Origin of the sequence: Neomesorhizobium albiziae, assembly GCF_900114255.1 — a bacterium.
GTDB lineage: Bacteria > Pseudomonadota > Alphaproteobacteria > Rhizobiales > Rhizobiaceae > Neomesorhizobium > Neomesorhizobium albiziae.
In genome coordinates this window covers 409,947-430,067 of record NZ_FOSL01000001.1, presented here as the reverse complement: position 1 = coordinate 430,067, position 20,121 = coordinate 409,947, and the positions used below count along the sequence as shown (strand labels likewise).

The following is a 20,121-nucleotide window of genomic DNA, read 5'->3' as shown; positions in this document are numbered from 1 at the left end:
CATGATGAAATCCATAGTTGCGGCGGCAGCCATCGCTGCCGGCATGATGACTTTTGCCGCCGGTGCCCAGGAGAGGGCGGAGAATCCGAAGATTCTGGCACAGAGCGCCGCCAAAAAGACCGCAAAGAACGAAACGCGGAAAGCCGCACCGGATGCCGATGCGTGCCCTTATCTGTTCGGTTGCGGCTCGGCCAAGAAGGCGGCCGAAAAGGCCGGCGAGCCAAACGTGGGCAAAATGCAGACGGCATCGATCGCGGCCAAGAAGACGGCCGAGAAGGCCGACGAACCAAACGTTGACAAAATGAAGACGGCATCAATCGCGCCGCGCGTCAGCCCCAAGCTGAACGCCAAGGCACGCAAGAAAGTCATCCGCAAGGACGTCAAGGCAGTAGACATCCGCAAGGACGACAAGGCAGAAGTCATCCGCAAGGACGTCAAGGCAGAAGAAATGCCGGCCGCCACGGCGAGCACCTCCGGCGTGCAATACGGCTCGATCGTTGCCCGCTATGCGGAGTCTTACGGCGTCCCCGCGTCGCTCGCCCATGCGGTGATCCGCATCGAGAGCAATTATCGCGTCAATGCCTTGGGGCGCGCTGGCGAAATCGGCCTCATGCAGATCAAGCCGGCAACGGCGCGCATGATGGGCTACAGCGGCTCGGCCCAGGGCCTCTACAATCCCGAAACCAATATCAAGTTCGGTATCAAATATCTTTCGATGGCGCACAAGCTTGGCGGCGGTACGACCTGCGGCACCATCCTCAAGTACAATGCCGGCCATGCCGCCAAGCGGATGAACCCGATTTCGGCGCGTTACTGCTCGAAGGTGAAGCAGCACCTGGCAGGCGCCTGAGCCATTCGCCACATGCAAAACCGGAGAAGCCCGTCAATCTGACGGGCTTTTTCGTTTGCAATTTCCGGACTTAACACCTTTATACGCCTCGTCAGCTGGCCGGGCGGCCGCACCAGCAGGAGCCGAAAGGCTGCGGGTGAGGAAAGTCCGGGCTCCATGGAAACACGGTGCCGGTTAATTGCCGGCGGGGGCGACCCCAGGGAAAGTGCCACAGAAAGCAAACCGCCCGCCGGCGCCCTCGGGTTCCGGCGCGGCAAGGGTGAAAGGGTGGGGTAAGAGCCCACCGCGCGACTGGCAACAGAAGCGGCACGGTAAACCCCACCGGGAGCAAAACCGAATAGGGATGGTGCGAAGGGAAACCTTCAGGGCTGTTTCCGGCCCCTCCATCCGGGTTGGTTGCGTGAGGCGGATGGCAACATCCGCCCAAGAAGAATGGTCGCCACGTCATGGCGCCTAACGGCGTCAGGGCCATACAGAACCCGGCTTACAGGCCAGCTGACAATTTCTCTCTTTCAAATTTGATTCAATGGGTTGGCTGCTTCGGCCGACGCATTGAATCAAGTTTCGGTTGTCGATTGGGAACATACCAGGCATGCCCACGGCCAGCCGACGCGGGTAAGCTGTCGGCTCGCCGGTATTTCCGGCTATCCGGCAGCGCCCGCCAGAGAAGCCTTCATCGCCTCCCATAGCTCTTCGACGGGCTCGCAGCCGACCGAAAGCCGGACGAAGCCTGGCGCCACGGCATCGCCCCAGCGGGCACGGCGCTCGGCCGATGTGTGCACGCCGCCGAACGACGTTGCAGGCTGGATGTAGGCGCAGCCATCGATGAATGCTTCGGCCTCAGCCTCCGAGCCGAGCGTCAGTGCGATCAGGAAACCGAAACGCTGCATCTGGATACGCGCCAGATTGTGGGCCGGATCGTTTTCAAGGCCGGGGAAGCGCACGGACCGCACTGTTCGATGCTCCAGGAACCGTCGCGCCAGGATTTCCGCTGACGAACACATGCGGTCGAAGCGAACGTCAAGCGTTTCGAGGCCGCGATGCACCAGCCACGCCTCGAACGGGCCAGGGATGCCGCCGGCGAGTCTGCGCCATTCGGCAAGCGCCGCCATCACTTCCGCATTGCGGCTGGCAGCGTGGCCGAACAGCACGTCCGAGTGACCGTTGGGCGCCTTGGTGTCGGCTGCGACCAAGATGTCGGCGCCGAGATCAAGCGGGCGCTGGCCATACGGCGTCATCGTCGTGTTGTCGGCGACGACCAGCGCACCAGCCGCGTGGGCGGCCTTGCTCACCGCCGTGATGTCGCAAATGTCGAGGCCCGGATTGGAAGGCGTCTCGACAAACACCAGTCGATAGCCGTCGAAGCCGCCGTCGAGAAAGGAAGCGGTGGGCCTGGTGTCGGCGGCAACACCTATCGGCTTGAGGAAACGCTCGGCAAGTAGACGTGTCGTGTAATAACCGTCGGAGGGCAGCAAGATGCGGTCGCCCGCTTTCAACAGGCTGAAGAAGACGGCCGAAATCGCCGCCATGCCGGAAGGAAACCCTAGCGCCGGTGCTTCCTCGAGATGCGACAGCATCGCCTCGACGGCGTCCCATGTCGGATTGTCGAAGCGTCCATACTGCTTGAAGCCTGCCGGGCTGCCGGGAAGGTGGTACATCGAAGCCATGGTCAGCGGCAGCGGTACTGGATCACCTTTTGCCAGTTCCTGGCGCCGCAAATGGGCAAGATGTGCGGCGCGTGAATTGTTCTGATCGGGCATCATTGACTTTCGTGGTTGGAGTTTGGCGAGAATCCGGGTCAAAGGTATTCGCGGCGCGGATTGGCGGCAAGCTGAAGCGGTCGATCGCTAACGGTTCGTTAGGATGAGCCTTGCAAGCTTGCGAAGCCGGTCCAGCCGGGGTTGTACTAGGCTGGCAAGGCCGGGTTGCTGTTTGAGGCTGTGCCGGGTATCGGGTGTTAGAGCATTCCATTCAGATGAATCGGAATTGGGCCCTATCTCTTTGTTGGAGCATGATCTTTTCCGAAAACCGGTTTCCACTTTTCGGGATTGTGCTCTAGGAACGGTGTCAGCAGGAGCGGACAATGCGGCGATTTCCCGTTTGGACAATGATCATTGCACTGACGGCGGTTGCGGGCTGCCAGACCAATATGCCTGCGCCGACCCAGCCCGGTGGGGGCTGTTCCTATCGGCAGGCCGATGCCGGGGTTTGTGAGCCGCCATCGAATTTCAGGTTGTTCGACTACTTGGTGGGTGACCGCTGAGTTCGGACGTTCGCCAACCTTCCAATTCACATAGGCCTTAGCAGGCTTCCTAGAGCGGTTCCGGTTCTTTCGGAACCGATAACTCGCTCTAAGCATCTGTTTTGCCGCATTTGTGCGGACGCCAAATGATTTCATTTGGCTGCAAATGCTCTGGCCGAGGACCGTGCATCCCCGCGCCGGTTTCGCTTGGGGGCGGCTATGACCGTGGGCCTGTCAGCCACAGGCGCCTCCCTTACGGGCTAACGTTTCGTTTGTTTGAACGGTCCCATTAAGCGATTGATCCTGTTCTGGAATTTGATCGATCAAATGTTGCGAATAGGGGCGTAATAGGAACGGTCGATGGCCGTTGTAGACGGCGGTGCAAAAACGAATTTTCTTGACTGCGGCGAGCGATTCCCGTCTCATTCGCCTTGCCTGGCATCACGCTACGCCGGCCAAAACAAGCGCGCTGGGCGATTCTCTGAGCCATTCTGACTGAGCCAGTAGATCGTCGATCCCCACCATGAAAAATGAACACTGGTGCAACATGGTTGCGCCTCGCACCCGGGCTTTGTCCGGAGAGGAGAATCTACGATGACGATCACAAAGGCCGATGAGCAATATCGGCTCACTACAAGGTTCATGACGGCTGAGGAGCTTCCAACTTATCGGCAGGCACTAGACAAGCTCGGCCTCCCCTTTGAGCTCGAAATCAAGAGCGATGTTGAACGCCGAAAAGCTAACGGCGGCGACGGTCACTCGACACGGGCGAGGAGGACGGACGAAACGAGGCAATGGGTCTTGTCATCTTTGCGGCAGCAAAATGTCGCGACGGCAGAGGATTTGTCCAAATCTCGCCGCGCCGAGGGTTTCGAAGTGTCGGAGCCGGTCATTAACAGGCACCTGACGGAACTAGCACTGGACGGTTACGTGCGGCGCGAGAGGCCTACTCGGTCGGGGAATACTCCGCTGTGGGCGATAACGGCTTTAGGCCGCAATGCAGTTGAACCCGGTTCCGAGGATGGCGATCTGTTGAGCGATGGAGGGACGAATGAGTAACTTCCCGAGCGAAAGCCCTGAGGCACGGTTTGACCATTTGTCGCAACAGAGGCTCACTTCTGCGCTGAATGCAATGCGCCAAATAGGCACCCTGTCCAGCCGTGCCGATTGCAGGCCGACCGCAGACATTGCGGGGGCAATGATTTCCACTTTGAGAGACGCCGTAGACAATTTGGAGGTTGTTCTCGGGGTTAACGTAAGTGGGTCTTACGGGCAGGCTATTCTCAAAAGGCTGTCCGAACGAGTGGCCCGTGAACAGGCGGAGGAAGCTGGCGAAGCTCGCGTCGTTCTGCTTACGCCTCCCGCAGAGCGTTGAGGGATCAGTCATGACCCACGAATATTTGCGCCCTTGCATTGCGGCATTAGCAAATGAACTTGATGAAACGTACATCACCCTGTCCGAGGACATAGACCGGGATGCAAGCGGATATCTCATTCTTGATGATGTAGATCCCGCATTGGCCCAAGCACTCGAAATTATCGGAAACGCGGAAATCGACCTATCGCGGCTCGTATTCAAGATAAAGGAAGGCATCATCTGAGCTCAGCTGCCTGCCATGCGCTAAATCAGGCTAACAACTAGCGCGTCACCCTCATTTAATGCGGGTGCTACGCAAATGACCCCTCGCTACCTCTGCACCAAGGCTGCCGCTCGATACCTCGGCTTGTCCTACCAGTGGCTTGAAATTGCCCGCCACAGAGGAGGCGGCCCGCTCTTCGTCAAATTGGGCCGCGCCGTCCGTTACGACACCCAAGATTTGGATTCATTCATGCAAGCGCAGAAGCGCCAGCATACGGCTCAAGCTATTCCGGCAAGGCCGCCGGATAACATGCGGACGTCCAAAACGACGCCCGCCAAGAGTGGAGGAGTACGCAATGGCTGATACGAGACGAAGTGGACTTGAAATGACACATGCCTTCAACGATGCGATGGATGTACTCGATGCCTTAATAGAAGAAGATGAAACATGGCGCGATGATATTCTTTCAGAGCTGGTTGAAAGAGAAATCTTGCCTGACGAATATCGCGACCTAAGGATAATGGATCGGGATATTCGGATGGTAAATAGAATGAAGCAGAGTTAATTTTGTCAGACGGCCCCCACGGTGTTGTTGGCCGTGGGGGTGCGGTATAAGTATATAAAGAATAGATTAGATCTTTCATAGGCTTCGTCTAAGTTTTCATATTGACATTTTCTAAATAATGTCCTACAATACTTATATCGTTACCAAGTACATTATAAGGATTTATTTCAGATGGGCGAGCCAATTACTTTCAGTGTACGACTAACCCACGAGGAGGATGAGAAGCTCCGCGTCGCCGCTTTTCTTAGTCGACTGTCAAAGGGCGCTCTGCTTCGTGACCTGCTTATAAAGCACCATGAGCAGTTGAGGGCTGAAGGGAAACTTCCGCTAGAGCCCAGCGCCGCGGGGCAGACTGAGGCAGCTTGAAATGCTGGTCGCCGAATTAGCGGGCGAACGTGTATACGCTCAAGAAGCTGTTCGAAGCCAGCAATACACTTGCCCGGGCTGTCTTACTGGCGTCATCCTGCACAAGGGGCGGATCAGAATTCACCATTTTGCACACCGACCAGAGGCAAGTTGCAATTATGGAACGTGCGAGACTGCCGGTCATCTAGAAGCAAAGAGCATTCTCCACCAAGCGTTTACCTTGAAAGGGTTGTACACAGAAGTCGAATGCCATGTGCCCAATTTGCCTGGAGGTGATCGTCGAGCAGATGTTATGGTTTGGACTGAAAAGAAGAACCGAATAGCAATCGAAGTCCAACATTCATCTATTGGGCTGGATGAAATAGAAAGACGGTCATTCAGTTATGCTGAGGCAGGTATCGCTCAGATTTGGATACCCTTCTTGCCTAAAGATTGGGTCGAAAGAAAGTCTTATTCTGAGACCGAAGAGCGTTTTAATCTCAACCTTAAACAAAAGCCATTTGAGATTTGGATACACGGTTTAAACAAGGGTTATGGTGCATGGTATTATGATGCCGAAGATAAGAAATTTTACTTCGGTATGCGGCTTGATGGACTAACAATAGTTGGGCCATACGACGCTACAGAACTTGAACTATTCGTCACCAAAAGACATAAATTCGTCACACCTACATATACTTGGCCGGCGGCGTATGTTGCGCACTTTCGCCCACTATTCGGTCTTCGCTTTTGGCACAAGACTATAGGCGATATCAGAAACCAAATACGCGAAGAGCGAACAAGAATGCAGTTGTCTATACTGCAGGCGCGACGCGAGCGGGTAAGTGCGGTAAAGAGTATGGCACAGCGGCGTGAGGAAGCGTTTGAGCATAGGCCCAAATTTATTAGCGCATACTTTCAGGACAAGGAAAGACCTGAAGATAAAGACGTTGGTTTGTACTGGTTCGACAGATAGCTAAGGCGCGACTCTGGTGGTCGTAGGGAATGGAAGAGAAGGCTGTTGCCAACCCTGGACGGTCGGCAACAGCGATACACCAATGCCTGTCATGGGGATAACCAGATTGGTGTATTAGTTCAACTTACTGCCCCATTTAAGCACAATTCGAGTGGCATCTGCAAGCGAAATACTTGGTGGTGTCTCTCAGCTCAATGGGGATTTACTTATGCCTGTAGAGTTAGACAATGTTCACGTCCAGCAATTCTTGGAGTTGTACAATGGGCGTACAGATTGTGTTCTTGTTCAGCGCCTTAAGTGTGCCAAGAAACATCGTTCACGTAGTATCAAGATTGAAGGTCCCGCAAAGATTCAGGACGGGCTTAGGCTGACTACGGATGTCTTGCTCAAACATTTCAATGGCGGTCCCAGCCTAGGCTACACGCCGTTGATGTCAGATGGACGTGTGTGGTCCGCCTCAATCGACATAGACATAGAGCTCAACATTTTCGAGCTTGAGGAATTGATCCGTACGATCCCGTCAGGCGGCGGGACACCCTTCAAGGAAGGTACCGGCCTCCCTCTCTCAGTCCTGCGTTCAAAGTCCGATGGCGCACATCTGACAGTGTTCTTTTCCGAGACTGTCGCCCGGGACAACGCGGTTAGCTATCTTCAAACCGTGGCCAAGACGTTACACCTCCCACTCACCGAAAAGGTGCAAACACCGAATGGCAGTACCACCGCTGTTAAGACGGTAGAGTACAGGCCGACTGCGACGGGGGACGATGCAGTTGCAAACGGCGGACAGCTTTACCTTCCCTATTGGGGGTGCACTGTTGATCCCAAACAGTTACCGACAAAGGACGACGAGAGCGTGAAGCTTCCCGTTCCTGCTCGGGTATGCGTGAAGGAGGGAAGAGAACTTAGCCTAACCGAATTCCTGGATAGCATTCAACGAGTGGCCGAAGCGGATCTTGTGTGGCCCTTCGTCCAAGCTCCTCGTTATGAATGGCAAGTGCAACCGGAGAAAGAGGAAGAGAAGAAGGAAAAGAAAAAGCCCGGGCGGCCTAAAGCGGAGTACATCGTACCCGACATCAAAGGCCCATCTCCCGCACACATACGAGCTGCCGAAAAGACATATAGAAGACGCCTTGAAACTGTCGAACAGATGGTAGAGGGAATGCGGGATGACACCTTCAACAAGGCATGTTGGTGGACTGGAAGACACCTAGGCTCTGGCGCTTTGCAACTGCCTGTGGAGACGGTGCGAGAGGAGTTAGCCGCTGCTGCCCGGGTGAGTGGGCTGGATGAGAGCCGCATCCGTTACAAGGTGTACCACGTTCTTAAACGTGGAATGTCGAAGCCTGAATTGCCCAAAATCTATGCAGTGCCTACGGACTATACCGGCCTTGCGGAGCAATTCCTTTTCGAATGCCATACCCACGAATCTGGCGTCACTACTCTGTGTCTTCACAAAGAAGACTATTACATCTGGACTGGTCTACGTTATGTCATGCAGTCGCGTCACATCGTAAAGCACCAGTTATGGAACTATTTAAAAGGATTGATTACTTGTAGAAAAACTGGCGAGGATGAGTTCGAAGAGCAGCCGTTCAAAGTAAACCCGGGGATTGTTAGCGCTGTAAACGATGCAATCAACTCAACGATTTCTATTGACGTCGAAACAGACACAGAAACAACCGAATATCCCTTCTGGATTAGAAAACCCTCAGGCTATCCAGACTCGGACCTGCTGCTGCCCAACGAAAGCGGTCTGACGATTATCGAGAAAGAGCAGACATTCGACCACACGCCGCTGTTCTTTAATAGAGGATACTCAAAGTTCGCCGCCCCACGAAATGAGATCGAGCGTCCTAATATCGGAGGATGGCAGGAAGCTCTCCTCAACCCCGACAGCGCCCGGGCTTCTTGCCTGAAGGAGTGGCTCAAATTCCTTCGTGGCATTTTCTACGAAGAGGCAAACGACTACCACGAGGGCGATATAGACCTCGACATGATTATGCGCCTCCAGGAAATGATGGGTCTAGTGCTGATGCCGAAGAAGAACAGGGAACGAAAGTTGCTCTTTGTCATAGGACCGCCAGACTCCGGGAAAGGAACTCTTGAACAAATAGTTCGTGTCTTAATCGGCGCTGAATCTATCGCTGCTCTTAACATGGGAGATTTTGCCGATACGCATGGGCTGGAGAATATCGTCGGTCGCCGTATGGCGCTCGTGACTGATGCTCGCCTCTCGGACAAAGCAGAAATGTCGAAATTGATAAGCGCCTGTCTGAACCTAACCGAAAGCAACCCTTACAGCATAAATCCTAAAGGCAAGCAGAAGATAGCCTTGATACCCGAAATGGACGTTATGGTGTATGGCAACGAGGCACTCGAGCTTCTCGACCGAACCGGAGCTATCAAGGCAAGAATAGTGGTTTTAGAAACACACCAGTCTTTTACCGGCAGAGAGGATGGAGAACTCTTCCACCGGCTGATGACTGAGATACAGGCCATATATGTCTGGGCGATTGAGGGTGCCAAAAGATTAAAAGAAAATGGTTACAGATTTTGGGCATCTCCAAGTAGAACTGAGGAGGTTATGTTCGATGCCTTCCGATCTCCTCTGCTCGAATTCCTCAAAGAGTTCGGCTATACCCGGGAGCAAAATGGGTTTGTTTGGAAGAAAATGATATATGGAGATTATGTGGCTTACGCTGAAGAGGCACATATGAAAGTTCTTGAACGATCACGTTTCTTTAAAGAGCTCTACAAGATACAGGGATTGAAAGATGACCGGAGGAGATATGGAGGTGGACGAGAGTTTCCCGCCGAACCTGCTGTCTGTGGTTTGTCTCATCCAAAACATGATAAATATACTGAAATGCTCAAAAAGTGGCGCGAATCCGGGGAGAAATTCGAGGGAACATTTTGAGGATTACTGTGTACAAGGCAAAATTTAGTCCACTAGTTGCTGTATTTTCCATGGCAGGGGCTGTGTACAGAGTGTGTACGGGGGAGTGTACAGGGAGATTTGAGTGGCGAGTCTCGCCTCCCGCCCGGGTTAAGTTATTGTAATCGTTAAGCTTTCCAAAGTCTGTGTACAGTATGTACAGGGTGTACAGGGTAAAACACTAGAGGAGATTTAAAAGGAAATTAAAACGAGTAAAAGTCTTAAATCTGGAGAGAAATAGGGGGAAAAACGCTAAATACAGATAGGGGAAAGCGTATTTAATTAACTTGTAGAGCCGGAGTGTAAGCTCCCCTGTACGCAGCGTACACACTGTATAGATAAGTCTAGATCAGAGCGGGCTGATGCCTCATGAAGGTAAATTATTCGTTTGAAATGTTTGTGATCTCGTTTGCACTTCACCGCGAGGGTCGCTATACTGTAAACAGCCAACATTATCAAGTATAGGACGTGATCGATGGCCGGCGGAAATGGAGATATTGTCTTCACCCCAGAAGTACAAAGGGAGTTTATTCAAGAGTACGCCAAAACGGGCAGCATCTCCCGGGCTGCCGAAAATATAGGTATCGATCCACAGATCGTATACTATTGGAAAAATCACACATCCTGGGGCGAAGTATTTGAGAACGCTCGGCAGATGTTGGTTGGCGAACTCGAAGCAGAAGCCTATCGCCGTGGAGTGTTTGGCGTCACCAAGAACGTCTATTATCAAGGCGAGGTAGTAGGCGAGGAAAAGCTTTTCTCGGACAAACTGCTAGTCACCCTGCTCAGAGCAAACGATCCATCGAAATATCGCTATAGAGATACGTTGGAAGACGACGATCCTCGTTTGGACCAGCGGCAAGTGACTGTAAACATTCGCGCCGTCCCACATGGAAAGATGCTTGATATAGAGAAGGTGATAGACGGCAGCGTGCAGAGGCCAGCGAGAGGCGAGGGAGATTCGATTCTGGATGCCAAGCTGAATATCGATCCTTCGATCACGTTCGCAGAGCCGCAACCGCCTTCGGAGCCAAACCCGGGTAATGCCGAAGAGCCGGAGGATGACGGGGTTATTAGATAGGCCGGCGGAGGGCTGTAGCGAGGCGTCCAAGCACAGATGCGGCCTTACATCTGCGGCCTGTCTGTCGCGGCGAGAGGAGGATGCCGATCAGCACCTCTCGGACGATAGATGCATCCATCCCTACGGTAAAAGACGGCAGGCACAAACACACAGTTAATGCCAATGGTGTGCTAAGCGTTTGAAAGCATTCCCTGTTATGGCGGCCGACGGTGATTAATAGGGAGATTAGTAGGGCGGAAGGGGCGATGCACTGTGGCAGATTGCGAGGTCCAGCCACGGTATCATCCCACGAGGGTGCAGACTGTGTTTAGGCAGGAAACAGGCGCGAGCCGCGAGAGGCAGAGAACGAGCGGCGGATTGCCTATCGGCGGTCAACGGTAGGTGAGGGGGCAGGCGCGGCTCACCGGGATGGGGCGTCCCACATTTGTAGGGTCCCTCAGGCGGCGAATGATGGCCATATGTCCGGCGACCGGCACCTCGCGGTTCGCAATTCAGATATGCCATCCATAATATGCCATTCATAACGTGCCATTCGCGGTCTGCAATCTTGACAAAAATCTAAACGCCCAAATCTCAATTCGTGCCACCTAGCAAATTTCAGGTCAAAATCTAGACGAACAGATATAAAACTATACTTGAAGTAAACAGAAGAAATCCTTGCATTTCGCTTTTGAATACTCTATAATGCAAAGTATGGGTAAAGATCAAAAACAGCAACTATCCCTATACATCAAAAAGAATACTCTCGGTGAGATTAGGACGCTTGCCGACCGCGATGGGCGCAGTTTGAGCAACTTCGTGGCACATGTGCTTGATGAATATATTGAGCAGAAGAAAAACTCCTACTTCAAGCTTGTCGAGGTACCAAGGCCGCGAAGTGAGGTAGCCTAATGCATGGCACTGGCACATTGCTCGAATGGGGGCAGGACTTGTTCATGTCGCAGCAACCCCGGGTAACGCTGGTGGCGGCAAAAACCTCTCTAGTTCTCGTTGATTATTATACCACTGAGGGAATCTTCATCGCTCGACTAGGCTCCTCCAATATAGACCCGGGTGCTGTGGTGGAGGAGGGGGATCGGATGATCTTCAATGGGAACAAGCTCAACCTCTCTGCCCTTCCGCCTAGTACCCCCATCGGTCAGATACTTGCCGAGCAGCGGTTAATGGATGACGTGGCCTACGCTGCGGTGACGCTAGTCGATGAGAAGTGGGGCATAGTTCTCAAGGGCACTCTTTATTTCCATGACGGGCAAGGTCGCTATCGTCCTCACTTTAAGTTTGAGGGCCTAGGCCAACCCGCGATTGATGAGGAGGCATAGCGTTGGTGAATTTCGTAGAGCAAGCCACCCTCCTGCTGAATGATCGCGCCAGCAAAGACATTAGGCAGGTCAACCGTGCGCTGAAGGACTTGTTCAAAACGGCGAGCCAGCTTCAGCGGCTTGGGCGTGGAACGAATGCATTCGCATCGATGTCGAGGGATATTGGGAATGCGGAGCGCAAAGCAAAGTCTTTGCAGGCGACTCTTTCCCGCCTCGGTGCCACAAGGGCAGGACGTGGACCGTCACTCACGCCGCTTGTCTCTACACAATCGATTCAAACTTTGAACGCCATTCAGCGCGAGGCGAGGGAGGCGGCACAGACCGTTCAGCATGTAGGAGCCCGGGTAGACAATTCAGGCCTGCGGCAAACCTTGTCGATCGTTCAGCAGATCGACAGGGAGGCGAAGTCTGCCCGCTCAGCTATGTCGGGTTTTGGTCGAGGAGCCGCGCCAGGTCGAACACGAATGCCCCCGCAAGCACCAACCCCCGGCCTTGGCGGTGCGGCTCTCGGTCGGCAAATGGCGGCTGGCTTCAGGCCCACTGCAATCGGTGCGGCAATGGCGCGCGGCTTTATTGGTGGCAGTCTTCTCACGCAAGCAGGCCGAGCAGGTCGATCAGCAGGACGAGGTATTCTAACGGCGGATGATGTGAGGGCATTGGCGCGAGCGTCGGGGGCGACCGAAGGGCAACAGCAGGCGCTGTTCGACGCGGCAGGAAAGGCGGCGGACAAGTATAAGGGTACGCCGATAGCTTTGATCGCTGAGGCATCGTTGGAGCAGTTCGGTTTCCTGACCGAGCAGTTCAAAGAAGGGTCGATTTCTGCGACTGAGTATGCCACGCGGCTAGAAGCCCTCACTACCCGGGTTGCCAAGAATACTCAGATTCTGACCACAGGTTTGAAGGATGCGAATCGGGGAGCGGAGAACGCTCGGCAGATTGAAAAAGCACTTGCCATCATGGGTGAGCAGATCGACCCGGCGCAGGCAGAGAAGTTCTCGCAAGGCATCATCAGAGCAGTGATTGCGTCCGGATACGACATTTCGCCAGAGGAGGTGAAACGGTCGCTGCAACAGATGAAAGGCCCGCTGGCCACCATGGTCTCGGAGATTGGCATCGGTCGCCTGTCCCTCATTCGGGACGAGGGTGGACGGGCCGCGACCGCTGCTGTTCGAATGTTCTACGAAGGGATGACCAGTCCGGACATCGCTAAGAAATCACTGAAGTTGCAGAAGCTTGAGGGCTTCCGAACGAAAACCGGAGCATCAACTCTCACGTCTGAAATGTGGGAAGACCCGGTTAAACTGGTGCAGGACCACATCATACCAAAGCTTGAAAAATGGGGCGTCGATCTCAACGATCAAAACAAGGTCATCGAAGCACTGACAGGCCGATTGGGTATGACCATGGAACGGGCCGAGTTCCCGGCAATGGTCATAGCTCAACGCGAGCAGTTGGAACTTGAGCGAAAGAGGATCAGTGCCGTTCGTCCGGAGGAGTTAGCGAAGCAGGCTACGCTTCGAATCGACCTAGCCAATGTCGAAGCTCAATTTCAGAACGCAGCCGCCTCACTGACGCAACAGTTTCTGCCGCAAGTCCAAGAGGGTTTGTCGGGCCTTGCTGATGTTCTTGGGCGATTTGCCAAAAGCGAACAAACTCCCGCCGATTGGGCGAAGCTGGCAGCGGCAACCGCAACCACGGGAGTGGCGGCAGGTGTTATTGGGATGATGGATCCCGCCACCCGACCATTGGCAGCGGCTGGTCTATCCCTACAGGCGGCGGCGGCATCCTTGACAGCCTCCGCGGCTGCATTGACAGCCAGTGCCGTGACAGGTGTTGGTGGTAAAGGTGGGATTGGTGGCTTCTTAGGAGTATTGGGCAAGAAGCTTTTGCCGATTGCAGGACTTCTCGGCCTTACAAGCTTGATCGCCTCTCAAAAGGGTAAGCCTAATGCTGAATTCCAGCCCGGGAAAAGCTGGATCGCAGATTGGCTAATGGCATTTCGCAAAGCGAATATCGAGGATCGAGAACGTCGAACAACGGCAGCAGAAACAGCCTTACCCGTTGGCCAGCCGCCTGATCAGATTGTCGAGTATCAGAAGAGGATGACTCAAGAATGGCTCGACCAGATGGACAAGGTTTTCAGGTTTGAGCGTGAGGAAGAGCGTCGTACGTCGAGAGTGGTCGAAGAAGGAAAACAAGGTCGTGCAACGTCTGCTGATGTTGCGACGGCTATGGCAGACCCAGCTCGCTTTGGCGAGGAAGCAGCTAGACCAATTGACTTAGCCTTTGTGCAAGGTGCTGGAACATTGGCGACATTCAACAACACCTTTGCAACGACGTTCAATCTAGGAGCAGCCGCTATCACGCAGGCTGGCACCTCGGCTGCTGATGCTATTGCCGCTCGCGCTCCGTCTATCGGTTCGATCATTGGCACTACGGCTGCTGACTCCATCCTAGCCCGAGTCAACAACCTGAACATTAACGTCAACGCCAGTGTTAAGACGACCACAGCCACGGATACCGGCGCACAGACGGCTGTGGAGTAGGACCCGGGCCATGGAGAAGGTGATCGACAGAGATATTGTTGAGAGCGAGGCCATCCTTGCGGCGCTCGACGAGCAGAGGAAGTTGTCGCTTCAATTCCTGGTCCAGCTAGCCAGTTTGATGCTCAAGCTGACGCCGACCGAACGTATGGGAATGATGACTGCGGTTGCCAGCCTGCTTCAAGCCTTGGAGACGTTTCCGCAGGAATGGGGCGCAGATGTAACTCTAGCAGAAAGCGGTGATCGACTTGTGGTCACGTTTGAGGACCCCGCCCGCGATCCGCTTATTATCAATCTGGAGGAGGTTCATGAAAAAGGACCAAATTAAGCGAGGGATGACCTTAACCACAAGCGGATGCCCGGCCTATGTGCATGGTGCCGATCAAGAGGCAACGCCCCTACCAGTTAGCTCCCGAGCATATGGGGAAGCCTTGGATCGCATGAAACAAAGCCTGATTGTTCTGAAGTCGTGCACCAAGAAAACGAAACACTGATTGCGGTTGTGAACGCCTGTTCCATCATAACCGCAAAGGGGGACGAGTAACTTGCTCACCCGGGATGGCTCGTCCCCGCTATTCGCGTCGCGGATTTAGCTTCCTTCCTGCCGACGCTGAGCCACCGGTCCGTGTCTAGCCCCGCCTGGTGCGGGAGGGCACGGACCGGACGGGTCTTAGAGGAGTTGTTAGATGCCGATTATTGAGGGCTTCTGCAGTACGCCGCATTTGGACAATCAGCGCCACGTTGTTGAGCTAGGTGCACTCGCCCCATTGCCCGGGCACGTCCCGCTCTTGTATAGGCACGACGCTTCTAAGGTTGCTGGAACAATCGAGCTTCTTGAGTACCGTGATGGAGGCTTGTGGTGCCAAGCGCGGATTGACGATGAGCAGTATCTCAAGGGCATGACTCATCTCTCTGCCTGCTTCACGGTGTTCGAACATAAATTTGTCGATCAATATACCGAGAAGCAGCGTCGAGTTATCAGCAAAGCTCGCCTCGACGAAATCTCTCTTACCAACAACCCGGGCAATTCTGCCTGTACGATTATCATCAAACAGGCAGATGGGATCGGGCCGTTTCACGAAGCACTGATTGCGAAGGTCAATAAGATGCGGGAGCTAACGCAATGTTTGGCATCAATCCAACGGTAGACGACCTCCGCGCCTATGTTCGCATTGCACAGGCGAAAGGCAACACAGCAATGCTTGCTCAAGATGTGAAGGTAGCTTCGGACGTGCTCGACCGCTTTGCATTTGGAGCAGGAAGCCTCCCGCCAGCCATCCTCCAGAATCTGACCGAGTACGTCTATGCCGGAAGCTTTACCTATGACGAGGACTCTGGCGAGATAGTTAGAGTCCCCCGCGCCCCGCCTGTGCCCCTAGGAAAGACCCTTGGGCGTCCTGCTCGAAGTACGATTTGGGAAGGACGCGAGGGAATGCCTGTTATCCCGCTCTGGCCGATGGGGCCGGAAGAGCGCGTGAACGGCGGTTGGTTCTCCGAGCCGATGCCTTTAGGAATAAAGCGTCAGGACTGATGCCAGACGGTTGTTATGTCATCCGATGTAGGTCCGGCTGCGAAACTATTGCCCGGGGTTACCTACTTGACCACGGTGGGGCTTCTTGGTGTTGGACGCCTCATTGCAAGGTGATGCGGCGCACCGTCCCTCACACAAGATCCCGTAGACATGTGGAGATTATTGAACAACCCTATTTTAGCGGCTTCGAATTCGTTCAGTTTGAGCAAACACCGAACTGGGCCCGGGTGTTGGATCATTCCGTTATCTTCAATGTACTGAAGTCATACAAAGATGGGCAGGCGCGGCCTTATGTCTTCCCAGAGCATGAGCTTGAGCGCCTGCGCCAGATGGAGGAGGCAGGCACCTTCACAGGGCAGGTGAACTATGCTCAGGTACTTGAAAGGCTGCGGGGGACAGAGGTTGAAGTTCCCTCCGGCGTCCTTGAGGGCTACACAGCCCAAATCTCTCGGGTCCAGCGCAACGGCACGGTTTACCTTTGGGCGGGCCGTATCGCTCTGACATTCCAATTCGCTGAATTGTTCGGGATGGATTTGGAAGCCTTTGCGCTATCCGAAACGTTGAAGGACGTTACGGCAAAGGCGCTTGGAGTAGGTCCGCCGAAGTACCAGCGCACAGCGCCTCCCAGCGGTGTATGGCAACCCCCCGGAGCTACCCCGGGTCTAAGACGGGTCTAGGTTGTTTCAATCCGTGCCAAACGTAACGGCAATCGGCGGAGCAGAATTTTTGCTCATGTTTCCCTGTCAAGAAATGTTCTTTGCATTGAAGGCACCACCTATCGTTTAATTGATTACGCCCACCAAGCCCGTGATATTTTAGAAAGCATTGTCGTTTGCAAAACTTCTTATTTCGTGGAAGTTCTGTCTTTCTACCAGAAGCATAAGTATAGACGTGAACGCCGAATGTCGTATCGCATTGCAAGCAATGCCGCCATTCAGTGTCAAAATTTGATTCCTTTTTCTTTCGCTTCTTGCCGTAATCATCCTCAAGTATACCTTTTCTTTTAACCTCGTTATTCATGATAAACTCCTAGTATCACCCTCGCAAATACGCTTAAGCACATACTATAAAGCATTTTGTACATGTAGTATATATGATCTCGCGTAGTAAGTATGCTAGCTCTCGCGTGTAGCGCATTTAAAGCAGCAAGTTGCATGTGCTTTGCAGCGCTGTGCATGTTGCATATTGCGGCTCGTATCTATTGCTTTTTGGATGAACTAAGTTGAACGGGACACGACGCCCATACGTAGGTGAGTTCTCTACGTCGTGCCTACCTCGTCAAGTCATCTCCCCCGAATTTCAGAAGTCGGTTAAGGTCCTGAAATGGGAGGGCTTTCAGCCATGGCAGCTAGGATTGAGGCAGGCGACGAAGTTTTACTTCGGCTCGAAGTGGTGCGTGTCGATCCATCCGAGTCCACGATCACTGTCGTCTTTGGCAATGGCATCCGCGTCACGATGAGGGACGATAGCAAGCACCTCGTCGAGGTCATCAAGCAGGCAAAGCCGCGTGGTCGCAAGGCGATATTCGATAAGCTAGATTGAGAAGCTAGGAGATTTTTTGTTATCATTCCCTCCGTCCGAATCGGGACTAGGGGGCAAATTTGGTTGGCATTAAAGAGATTATAGACGGTCTGATTGAAACCGTTAAATCGGTGCGCACAGCAGCAGTTCTTTTCTTTGGTGGCGCGGCGTTATTGCTTCTCAATCTTTTTCTAATTTGGCCGTTTAGCCTTGTCTCCCCACTGTATATCACCTTGGCGGCGGTTGCTGCACTTTATGGACTGGTCGTCATGCTTGTCGATACTGCCCGATTTGGCAGTCGTAAGACACAAGATTGGTATGGGAATCGCAGGACGGAAACAGCGAGAAAAGTCGAGGCCAAAAGATTCGATGATGAAGCAGTTGCGAACTTAGCGACGCTTGATGACATACAAAAGCGTCAACTCCTTTGGATTCTCAGAAGAGGTAGTCAGCGTGTCGATCAACCGGTGACTGAGCTTCGCCAAAAGCACATTATGCGATCGGTAGAAGCATCGTGGAAAAACGTCGACGTTGTTGCTGAACCGATCTGGGCAATGCGTGAAGAGCTTCTTGAGAAGTACAAACGAGTACCCGACGAGTCGAAGTTTCCAACCTACCGCTATTTCTAGGATAACGGTTAAAGCCGCCGTCCTGGGGCGTGATAAGCACGATGCCCGAGCATGTACCCGGGCAGCGGCAAGAACGGCTGTAGCCGGCCCTATCGGTCAGGTGAACGGGAATTCTTTCTCCGTCTCTCCCGTTCTGCCGCCTCTCTAGCTTCCTCTTGTTCAATCGACTTAATTGCCGCAGCCGCCATTTCGGCTTTGAATGGTTCTAGCCAATCATCGGCTGCCCTATACAAGGCGTCTAGCTTGTCCTCTATATTGCCGGGCACCGTTGCCCCTTGCTCTTTGGATTCCTCCAGCCACATGCAAATCTGAAAGACCCTGTGAAACAAACCACGGGCCATGTCCTTTTGCGTCATCGGTTCTTCGCACATTGGTTGGCCGTCCTTACCGTTCACTTGAGCGCCGAAAGGCTTTAGACCGAGCATTGAACTTGAGCCCTTGAAGACGGATTATTTCACCATAGCGACGTAGGTGGGCGGGGCTCATCGCCTGTTCCAGTTGGCTAACTTTCAGCCCATTGAGTAGGCGCAATAGATGAAGGCCTGCGAACATGTCTGACAGAGGGCGCTCTGTGGCCATCATGTCGTAGTGCTTGTCGACTGCTCTGTAGGCGATTTCTATGCGTTCGAGCAGCGTTTGCGGCTGGTGATAATCGCCCTGCAATATAGCCTCGGTGTGGCGCTCAATATCATTCCATAGGTTGGTAGCATTATGCTTTAGATGCTCTACCCATTCCTCTGGTGAGGAGTAATGGATGTCGCAGCCCTCGCGATCACAATCACACGTAATTTCAGCTTCGCTATCGGCACAGCTATACAGCCCCGTCGAGAATGTTCTGTTGTCTAAAAGGTCACGTAGTGCATCCTCAACATCATCCAGAACGTTGACCACATACAATGGTTCAATCGACCATTTGCCTGTTCTCGGTTCACAGACAATCAAATCGGTATAAGTATTTGGTTTGTCTGAGACCTTTATATCTGGATGCTCCCTCGCCAGCCAATCACGCTCGTCCTTGGTGATGGCTAGGAGTTCCCTCTGCGACAAATCTACCATAGTATTACTCCACCTATTACTGTAATGTTCTACAAATTATAACATATAAGTGAGGGTGATACAAGTAAGCCACTGCGTTTATTTTGGATGGTACCCAAAATACCGCTTGCGTTACTTATATAATTTTGCTAGTATACTAAGAAAGACAATAAATTACTGGTGGGGGATGGATGTTGGCCTATGTCAGACGTTATAGCGCGCGACGTTTGCCCGCGTGTGGGGTCCGCCTCACATGTGGTCGCGCCCACCAAAACTGCATTGCGATGCAGGGCAAACAGCATGGGTTTAAAGACGGACTAAGTAACCATGGTGCCTGACCCACACATATCCATCCTTCGCCATCCGCAATTGAAACCGTTTACGGCACCTGCTCGTAGGCGGTTTTGCTTTTAACCCTGGAGTGACAAATCCAATGTGGAAACGACGCAAATCAACGGTACCAAGAAACCAGTACGGGATGCTGATTGAGCGAGAACTATTCCAAACGATTAAGCAATGGGCGGGAGATGAGGATCTTACGATCAATCAGTACATTCACAGGTTACTCGAACAGCACGCCGAGCGCCGGAGGCGTTCTAAGGGTAAGCTCCCTGCACCAAAGCCCGGGCATACAGAGGCGGCATGAGTGACGAGACCAATAAGAGGCTCGACGCCATTGCCAAGAGCATCATTCGCGTCAACGACAATCAGGAGCTTCTACTAGCGCGAGTGGTTGGAATGCAGGGTCAGATGGATGGAATGCAGTTGGAACTCGAAAACCTTCGTTCCGACTTTTCCGCCTTTCGTGCTGAGGTCAACGGCCAATTCCAACGACTTCGAACCGAGGTTCGCGGTTATCGCGATGAGATGCGTAAGACGAATGGAGCAATCATCAAACGGATTGAGACGTTGGAGTAGTGATGGTCAACAAAAAGGGGCGCCCTTTCGAGACGCCCCTGTTTGATTCGC

The 20,121-nt window shown here is 53.3% G+C and carries 19 protein-coding genes and 1 other RNA gene; 17 read left to right on the top strand and 3 right to left on the bottom strand.

The window, feature by feature from the left end:
* The first annotated feature begins 1 nt into the window (after position 1).
* Both F3H98_RS02070 and rnpB read left to right on the top strand, forming a co-directional pair.
* Positions 2–850, top strand: a complete 849-nt coding sequence (locus tag F3H98_RS02070) for a lytic transglycosylase domain-containing protein (RefSeq protein WP_149757751.1) — start codon at positions 2–4, stop codon at positions 848–850.
* Between the two features lie 91 nt (positions 851–941).
* Positions 942–1,353, top strand: an RNA gene (gene rnpB, locus F3H98_RS02065) — RNase P RNA component class A.
* 141 nt (positions 1,354–1,494) lie between these two features.
* Here rnpB and F3H98_RS02060 read toward each other — a convergent pair.
* Positions 1,495–2,610, bottom strand: coding sequence for a cystathionine gamma-lyase (locus tag F3H98_RS02060; protein WP_149758359.1), 1,116 nt, complete (start codon positions 2,608–2,610; stop codon positions 1,495–1,497).
* A gap of 1,076 nt (positions 2,611–3,686) precedes the next feature.
* On the opposite strand from F3H98_RS02060, the gene F3H98_RS02055 reads away from it, so the two are divergent.
* The 14 genes from F3H98_RS02055 (at position 3,687) to F3H98_RS01985 (ending at position 18,117) form a co-directional block, all read left to right on the top strand.
* Positions 3,687–4,151: a helix-turn-helix domain-containing protein gene (locus F3H98_RS02055; protein ID WP_149757749.1), complete on the top strand. Its 465-nt coding sequence runs from the start codon at positions 3,687–3,689 to the stop codon at positions 4,149–4,151.
* Positions 4,152–4,477: 326 nt separating this feature from the next.
* Positions 4,478–4,693, top strand: a complete 216-nt coding sequence (locus F3H98_RS02050) for a hypothetical protein (protein WP_149757747.1) — start codon at positions 4,478–4,480, stop codon at positions 4,691–4,693.
* Between the two features lie 334 nt (positions 4,694–5,027).
* Positions 5,028–5,237: a hypothetical protein gene (locus F3H98_RS02040; RefSeq protein WP_149757743.1), complete on the top strand. Its 210-nt coding sequence runs from the start codon at positions 5,028–5,030 to the stop codon at positions 5,235–5,237.
* A 367-nt stretch (positions 5,238–5,604) separates the two neighbouring features.
* Positions 5,605–6,558 carry a competence protein CoiA gene (locus F3H98_RS02035; protein WP_149757741.1) on the top strand — a complete coding sequence of 318 codons (954 nt, stop codon included), beginning with the start codon at positions 5,605–5,607 and terminating at the stop codon, positions 6,556–6,558.
* Positions 6,559–6,709: 151 nt separating this feature from the next.
* Complete coding sequence (locus tag F3H98_RS02030; protein WP_149757739.1) at positions 6,710–9,475, top strand: DUF5906 domain-containing protein; 2,766 nt, start codon at positions 6,710–6,712, stop codon at positions 9,473–9,475.
* Positions 9,476–9,968: 493 nt separating this feature from the next.
* Entirely contained in the window at positions 9,969–10,574 is a 606-nt protein-coding gene (locus tag F3H98_RS02025) for a helix-turn-helix domain-containing protein (RefSeq protein ID WP_149757737.1), read from the top strand.
* Between the two features lie 935 nt (positions 10,575–11,509).
* Entirely contained in the window at positions 11,510–11,893 is a 384-nt protein-coding gene (locus tag F3H98_RS02020) for a hypothetical protein (RefSeq protein WP_149757735.1), read from the top strand.
* A gap of 2 nt (positions 11,894–11,895) precedes the next feature.
* Positions 11,896–14,439, top strand: coding sequence for a hypothetical protein (locus F3H98_RS02015; RefSeq protein WP_149757733.1), 2,544 nt, complete (start codon positions 11,896–11,898; stop codon positions 14,437–14,439).
* Positions 14,440–14,449: 10 nt separating this feature from the next.
* Positions 14,450–14,764 carry a hypothetical protein gene (locus F3H98_RS02010; protein WP_149757731.1) on the top strand — a complete coding sequence of 105 codons (315 nt, stop codon included), beginning with the start codon at positions 14,450–14,452 and terminating at the stop codon, positions 14,762–14,764.
* A gap of 358 nt (positions 14,765–15,122) precedes the next feature.
* Positions 15,123–15,584 carry an HK97 family phage prohead protease gene (locus tag F3H98_RS02005; protein WP_149757729.1) on the top strand — a complete coding sequence of 154 codons (462 nt, stop codon included), beginning with the start codon at positions 15,123–15,125 and terminating at the stop codon, positions 15,582–15,584.
* A complete protein-coding gene (locus tag F3H98_RS02000) occupies positions 15,560–15,967 on the top strand; it encodes a hypothetical protein (RefSeq protein ID WP_149757727.1) in 408 nt (135 codons plus the stop codon). Before F3H98_RS02005 ends, F3H98_RS02000 begins: the two co-directional genes overlap by 25 nt.
* 152 nt (positions 15,968–16,119) lie before the next feature.
* Positions 16,120–16,644, top strand: a complete 525-nt coding sequence (locus tag F3H98_RS01995) for a hypothetical protein (protein WP_149757725.1) — start codon at positions 16,120–16,122, stop codon at positions 16,642–16,644.
* A 664-nt stretch (positions 16,645–17,308) separates the two neighbouring features.
* Entirely contained in the window at positions 17,309–17,509 is a 201-nt protein-coding gene (locus tag F3H98_RS01990; protein ID WP_149757723.1) for a hypothetical protein, read from the top strand.
* A 59-nt stretch (positions 17,510–17,568) separates the two neighbouring features.
* Positions 17,569–18,117, top strand: a complete 549-nt coding sequence (locus F3H98_RS01985) for a hypothetical protein (protein WP_149757722.1) — start codon at positions 17,569–17,571, stop codon at positions 18,115–18,117.
* 89 nt (positions 18,118–18,206) lie between these two features.
* Here F3H98_RS01985 and F3H98_RS01980 read toward each other — a convergent pair whose 3' ends face one another.
* Both F3H98_RS01980 and F3H98_RS01975 read right to left on the bottom strand, forming a co-directional pair.
* A complete protein-coding gene (locus tag F3H98_RS01980) occupies positions 18,207–18,488 on the bottom strand; it encodes a hypothetical protein (RefSeq protein WP_149757721.1) in 282 nt (93 codons plus the stop codon).
* A gap of 13 nt (positions 18,489–18,501) precedes the next feature.
* Positions 18,502–19,173, bottom strand: a complete 672-nt coding sequence (locus tag F3H98_RS01975; protein ID WP_149757720.1) for a hypothetical protein — start codon at positions 19,171–19,173, stop codon at positions 18,502–18,504.
* A 621-nt stretch (positions 19,174–19,794) separates the two neighbouring features.
* On the opposite strand from F3H98_RS01975, the gene F3H98_RS01970 reads away from it, so the two are divergent.
* Positions 19,795–20,070 carry a hypothetical protein gene (locus F3H98_RS01970; protein ID WP_149757719.1) on the top strand — a complete coding sequence of 92 codons (276 nt, stop codon included), beginning with the start codon at positions 19,795–19,797 and terminating at the stop codon, positions 20,068–20,070.
* Positions 20,071–20,121 lie beyond the last annotated feature (51 nt).

What these genes read in the sequence shown, in the direction of transcription:
- F3H98_RS01975 (WP_149757720.1), bottom strand. Translation starts at nt 19,173, where the DNA reads ATGGTAGATTTGTCGCAGAGGGAACTCCTAGCCATCACCAAGGACGAG.
- F3H98_RS02070 (WP_149757751.1), top strand. Translation starts at nt 2, where the DNA reads ATGATGAAATCCATAGTTGCGGCGGCAGCCATCGCTGCCGGCATGATG.
- F3H98_RS02005 (WP_149757729.1), top strand. Translation starts at nt 15,123, where the DNA reads ATGCCGATTATTGAGGGCTTCTGCAGTACGCCGCATTTGGACAATCAG.
- F3H98_RS02025 (WP_149757737.1), top strand. Translation starts at nt 9,969, where the DNA reads ATGGCCGGCGGAAATGGAGATATTGTCTTCACCCCAGAAGTACAAAGG.
- F3H98_RS02035 (WP_149757741.1), top strand. Translation starts at nt 5,605, where the DNA reads ATGCTGGTCGCCGAATTAGCGGGCGAACGTGTATACGCTCAAGAAGCT.
- F3H98_RS01970 (WP_149757719.1), top strand. Translation starts at nt 19,795, where the DNA reads ATGAGTGACGAGACCAATAAGAGGCTCGACGCCATTGCCAAGAGCATC.
- F3H98_RS02020 (WP_149757735.1), top strand. Translation starts at nt 11,510, where the DNA reads ATGTCGCAGCAACCCCGGGTAACGCTGGTGGCGGCAAAAACCTCTCTA.
- F3H98_RS02000 (WP_149757727.1), top strand. Translation starts at nt 15,560, where the DNA reads ATGTTTGGCATCAATCCAACGGTAGACGACCTCCGCGCCTATGTTCGC.
- F3H98_RS01980 (WP_149757721.1), bottom strand. Translation starts at nt 18,488, where the DNA reads ATGTGCGAAGAACCGATGACGCAAAAGGACATGGCCCGTGGTTTGTTT.
- F3H98_RS02050 (WP_149757747.1), top strand. Translation starts at nt 4,478, where the DNA reads ATGACCCACGAATATTTGCGCCCTTGCATTGCGGCATTAGCAAATGAA.
- F3H98_RS02060 (WP_149758359.1), bottom strand. Translation starts at nt 2,610, where the DNA reads ATGCCCGATCAGAACAATTCACGCGCCGCACATCTTGCCCATTTGCGG.
- F3H98_RS02010 (WP_149757731.1), top strand. Translation starts at nt 14,450, where the DNA reads ATGGAGAAGGTGATCGACAGAGATATTGTTGAGAGCGAGGCCATCCTT.
- F3H98_RS01990 (WP_149757723.1), top strand. Translation starts at nt 17,309, where the DNA reads ATGGCAGCTAGGATTGAGGCAGGCGACGAAGTTTTACTTCGGCTCGAA.
- F3H98_RS02055 (WP_149757749.1), top strand. Translation starts at nt 3,687, where the DNA reads ATGACGATCACAAAGGCCGATGAGCAATATCGGCTCACTACAAGGTTC.
- F3H98_RS02040 (WP_149757743.1), top strand. Translation starts at nt 5,028, where the DNA reads ATGGCTGATACGAGACGAAGTGGACTTGAAATGACACATGCCTTCAAC.